Genomic DNA, 5,608 nt, shown 5'->3' with positions numbered 1-5,608 from the left:
GCGAATTCATAGAGTCTTATCAGCTAAATTTGATTGCGCTTTGGGCATAACTGCAGTTGCAGTGTTCTTTGCATTGGGCCCCATCTAAGGCGGGGCCAATCAAAGTTATAGGGTCAAGCCGCACGAGCAATTAGTATTGGTTAGCTTAACGCATTGCTGCGCTTCCACACCCAACCTATCAACGTCCTGGTCTAGAACGACTCTTCAGGGGGGTCAAGCCCCCGGCAGATCTCATCTTGGAACGAGTTTCCCGCTTAGATGCTTTCAGCGGTTATCTCTTCCACACATAGCTACTCGGCAATGCCACTGGCGTGACAACCGATACACCAGAGGTGTGTCCACTCCGGTCCTCTCGTACTAGGAGCAGGCTTCCTCAAATCTGCAGCGCCCACGGAAGATAGGGACCAAACTGTCTCACGACGTTTTAAACCCAGCTCACGTACCTCTTTAAATGGCGAACAGCCATACCCTTGGGACCGACTACAGCCCCAGGATGAGATGAGCCGACATCGAGGTGCCAAACACCGCCGTCGATATGAACTCTTGGGCGGTATCAGCCTGTTATCCCCAGAGTACCTTTTATCCGTTGAGCGATGGCCCTTCCATACAGAACCACCGGATCACTATGTCCTGCTTTCGCATCTGCTCGACTTGTCAGTCTCGCAGTTAAGCACGCTTATGCCATTGCACTATCGTCACGATGTCCGACCGTAACTAGCGTACCTTCGAACTCCTCCGTTACGCTTTGGGAGGAGACCGCCCCAGTCAAACTGCCTACCATGCACTGTCCCCGATCCAGATAATGGACCAAGGTTAGAACCTCAAACACACCAGGGTGGTATTTCAACGTTGGCTCCATGAGAACTAGCATCCTCACTTCAAAGCCTCCCACCTATCCTACACAGATCTGTTCAAAGTCCAATACAAAGCTACAGTAAAGGTTCATGGGGTCTTTCCGTCTTTCCGCGGGGAGATTGCATCATCACAAACATTTCAACTTCGCTGAGTCTCAGGAGGAGACAGTGTGGCCATCGTTACGCCATTCGTGCAGGTCGGAACTTACCCGACAAGGAATTTCGCTACCTTAGGACCGTTATAGTTACGGCCGCCGTTTACTGGGACTTCAATCAAGAGCTTGCACCCCATCATTTAATCTTCCAGCACCGGGCAGGCGTCACACCCTATACGTCCACTTTCGTGTTTGCAGAGTGCTGTGTTTTTATTAAACAGTCGCAGCCACCTATTCTTTGCAACCCCGTTTAGCTCCGTTTGTACAACTTCACTTACTGAGGGCACACCTTCTCCCGAAGTTACGGTGTCAATTTGCCGAGTTCCTTCTCCTGAGTTCTCTCAAGCGCCTTAGAATACTCATCTCGCGCACCAGTGTCGGTTTGCGGTACGGTCGTGTGTAGCTGAAGCTTAGTGGCTTTTCCTGGAAGCTGGGTATCACTCACTTCGTCTGCAAGCAGACCCGTTATCACCCCTCATCTTAGCCCGGCGGATTTGCCTACCGAGCACGACTACAGGCTTGAACCAACATATCCAACAGTTGGCTGAGCTAACCTTCTTCGTCCCCACATCGCACTACACATCGGTACGGGAATATTGACCCGTTTCCCATCAGTTACGCATCTCTGCCTCACCTTAGGGGCCGACTTACTCTACGCCGATGAACGTTGCGTAGAAAACCTTGCGCTTACGGCGAGCGGGCTTTTCACCCGCTTTAACGCTACTCATGTCAGCATTCGCACTTCTGATACCTCCAGCATCCGTTACCAGACACCTTCACAGGCTTACAGAACGCTCTCCTACCACGCACAGTAAAACTGTGCATCCGCAGCTTCGGTAACTGGCTTAGCCCCGTTACATCTTCCGCGCAGGACGACTCGATCAGTGAGCTATTACGCTTTCTTTAAATGATGGCTGCTTCTAAGCCAACATCCTGACTGTTTTAGCCTTCCCACTTCGTTTCCCACTTAGCCCGTTTTAGGGACCTTAGCTGGCGGTCTGGGTTGTTTCCCTCTTGAGTCCGGACGTTAGCACCCGGTGCTCTGTCTCCCAAGCTGTACTCTGCGGTATTCGGAGTTTGCATAGGTTTGGTAAGTCGCCATGACCCCCTAGCCTAAACAGTGCTCTACCCCCGCAGGTAATACTTGAGGCACTACCTAAATAGTTTTCGGAGAGAACCAGCTATTTCCAAGTTTGTTTAGCCTTTCACCCCTATCCACAGCTCATCCCCTAGTTTTGCAACACTAGTGGGTTCGGACCTCCAGTACCTGTTACGGCACCTTCATCCTGGCCATGGATAGATCACTTGGTTTCGGGTCTACACCCAGCGACTTGTCGCCCTATTCGGACTCGATTTCTCTACGCCTTCCCTATTCGGTTAAGCTTGCCACTGAATGTAAGTCGCTGACCCATTATACAAAAGGTACGCCGTCACCCCTAAGGGCTCCGACTTTTTGTAAGCATGCGGTTTCAGGATCTATTTCACTCCCCTCCCGGGGTTCTTTTCGCCTTTCCCTCACGGTACTTGTTCACTATCGGTCGATGATGAGTATTTAGCCTTGGAGGATGGTCCCCCCATATTCAGACAGGGTTTCTCGTGCCCCGCCCTACTTGTCTGCAGCCTAGTACCACCAATGCGTTTTCACATACGGGGCTATCACCCACTATGGCCGGACTTTCCATTCCGTTTTGTTAACACACTGACTATCACTGCAAGGCTCTTCCGAATTCGCTCGCCACTACTATCGGAATCTCGGTTGATGTCTTTTCCTCTGGGTACTTAGATGTTTCAGTTCTCCAGGTTCGCTTCGACAACCTATGTATTCAGTTGCCGATACCTATTGCTAGGTGGGTTCCCCCATTCAGAAATCTCCGGATCAAAGTTTATTTGCCAACTCCCCGAAGCTTATCGCAGGCTATCACGTCTTTCGTCGCCTATCATCGCCAAGGCATCCACCACATGCTCTTAGTCACTTGACCCTATAACTTTGACATCTATCTCTAGATCTCAAGCCAAGAACCCAAGCAACTGCTTTGCGAGGTCTCTCACCTCGCGCGTTATGCCGTAATGTGAATATCTTTGCTGTAGACCTGGTCGCCCAGATCCACATTCTTGAAGAATATTCGTCATTACTGAATAAAATTGCTCTCGCAAAGTTTCATTCGTTTTGACGCAATCAAATTGTTGCTGGTGGCACGGTCTGCACTAAACCTTTACGAATGTGCAGTTTCCACCAGCAACGCTGATTTTCGACTCTATGAATTTTTAAAGAACAGCCGTTTGATCCGGGAATCCGGAATCAACAACAAAACAGTCTCTTGCGAAACCGCTTTGGTGTTGAGTGATAAGTTATCAGTAAAAGTATTGGTGGAGGATGACGGGATCGAACCGACGACCCCCTGCTTGCAAAGCAGGTGCTCTCCCAGCTGAGCTAATCCCCCTGATTGCCTATAGCCGGCGCATTGCTTCGTTGCCCGCTGCTCACACACATCAGTGTGCTTCGCACCAGACGCCTCGCACTGCTTGGCTCTAGTCAATCATCGACTAACTAAAGCGGCATAAGCTCAACCTCTAATCCGTTGGAATCTATGGTGGGTCTAGTTGGGCTCGAACCAACGACCCCTGCGTTATCAACACAGTGCTCTAACCAGCTGAGCTACAGACCCATTCCACGCAGCGAGCTCTTGTGAGCTAGCCACCTGGCTTGTGTTCCAACAACCGATAAGTGTGGGCGTTCAATCTTGATTGCTTTTTTGGCTCCTGCCGTGCCGATGGCACTTAACTTTGTTTGCACAAAGTTAGCATCCACCGAAACAGCGAAGCTGTTTTCCAGAAAGGAGGTGATCCAGCCGCACCTTCCGATACGGCTACCTTGTTACGACTTCACCCCAGTCACGAACCCCGCCGTGGTAAGCGCCCTCCTTGCGGTTAGGCTACCTACTTCTGGCGAGACCCGCTCCCATGGTGTGACGGGCGGTGTGTACAAGACCCGGGAACGTATTCACCGTGACATTCTGATCCACGATTACTAGCGATTCCGACTTCACGCAGTCGAGTTGCAGACTGCGATCCGGACTACGACTGGCTTTATGGGATTAGCTCCCCCTCGCGGGTTGGCAACCCTTTGTACCAGCCATTGTATGACGTGTGTAGCCCCACCTATAAGGGCCATGAGGACTTGACGTCATCCCCACCTTCCTCCGGTTTGTCACCGGCAGTCCCATTAGAGTGCCCTTTCGTAGCAACTAATGGCAAGGGTTGCGCTCGTTGCGGGACTTAACCCAACATCTCACGACACGAGCTGACGACAGCCATGCAGCACCTGTGTTACGGTTCTCTTTCGAGCACATGTCCATCTCTGGTCACTTCCGTACATGTCAAAGGTGGGTAAGGTTTTTCGCGTTGCATCGAATTAAACCACATCATCCACCGCTTGTGCGGGTCCCCGTCAATTCCTTTGAGTTTCAACCTTGCGGCCGTACTCCCCAGGCGGTCAACTTCACGCGTTAGCTTCGTTACTGAGAAAGTTAATTCCCAACAACCAGTTGACATCGTTTAGGGCGTGGACTACCAGGGTATCTAATCCTGTTTGCTCCCCACGCTTTCGTGCATGAGCGTCAGTACAGGTCCAGGGGATTGCCTTCGCCATCGGTGTTCCTCCGCATATCTACGCATTTCACTGCTACACGCGGAATTCCATCCCCCTCTACCGTACTCTAGCTATGCAGTCACAAAGGCCGTTCCCAGGTTGAGCCCGGGGATTTCACCTCTGTCTTACATAACCGCCTGCGCACGCTTTACGCCCAGTAATTCCGATTAACGCTCGCACCCTACGTATTACCGCGGCTGCTGGCACGTAGTTAGCCGGTGCTTATTCTTACGGTACCGTCATCACTCTCCTTTATTAGAAGAGAGCTTTTCGTTCCGTACAAAAGTAGTTTACAACCCGAGGGCCTTCATCCTACACGCGGCATTGCTGGATCAGGCTTTCGCCCATTGTCCAAAATTCCCCACTGCTGCCTCCCGTAGGAGTCTGGGCCGTGTCTCAGTCCCAGTGTGGCTGGTCGTCCTCTCAGACCAGCTACAGATCGTCGGCTTGGTAAGCTTTTATCCCACCAACTACCTAATCTGCCATCAGCCGCTCTAGTAGCGCAAGGCCCGAAGGTCCCCTGCTTTCATCCTTAGATCTCATGCGGTATTAGCTACTCTTTCGAGTAGTTATCCCCCACTACTAGGCACGTTCCGATGTGTTACTCACCCGTTCGCCACTCGTCAGCATCCGAAGACCTGTTACCGTTCGACTTGCATGTGTAAAGCATGCCGCCAGCGTTCAATCTGAGCCAGGATCAAACTCTATAGTTCGATCTTGAATTTAAAGTCTCTCGACTACTCACTCACTTGACGGAATAAAAAAGATCCTAAGATCTTCATCATTACTGTTTAAAGTGAGCGCTTGTTTTGCTCCGAAGAACATATGGCAATCGCCACCAAACGCCCACGCTTATCGGCTGTTAATTTTTAAAGACCTGACCCAAGAGCCTCAACCCTCAGATCCCCTTCGCCGCGATCAGCGAAGCCTTGTATTGTAGCACAGCTTTT

2 tRNA genes and 2 rRNA genes are annotated in these 5,608 nt (G+C 51.1%); all 4 read right to left on the bottom strand.

Going from position 1 to position 5,608, the window contains the following annotated elements:
* Window positions 1–109: 109 nt before the first annotated feature.
* A 23S ribosomal RNA gene (locus tag DCO45_RS22355) occupies window positions 110–2,988 on the bottom strand.
* A 386-nt stretch (window positions 2,989–3,374) separates the two neighbouring features.
* A tRNA-Ala gene (locus DCO45_RS22350) sits at window positions 3,375–3,450 on the bottom strand.
* Between the two features lie 148 nt (window positions 3,451–3,598).
* A tRNA-Ile gene (locus DCO45_RS22345) sits at window positions 3,599–3,675 on the bottom strand.
* A 167-nt stretch (window positions 3,676–3,842) separates the two neighbouring features.
* Window positions 3,843–5,371, bottom strand: a 16S ribosomal RNA gene (locus DCO45_RS22340).
* Together the 16S and 23S rRNA genes with 2 tRNA genes alongside form the textbook arrangement of a ribosomal RNA operon.
* Window positions 5,372–5,608 lie beyond the last annotated feature (237 nt).

The organism is Comamonas sp. JNW, from assembly GCF_003105075.1.
Classification (GTDB): Bacteria; Pseudomonadota; Gammaproteobacteria; order Burkholderiales; family Burkholderiaceae_C; genus Comamonas; species Comamonas squillarum.
This window is presented reverse-complemented; position numbering and strand designations above follow the sequence as displayed.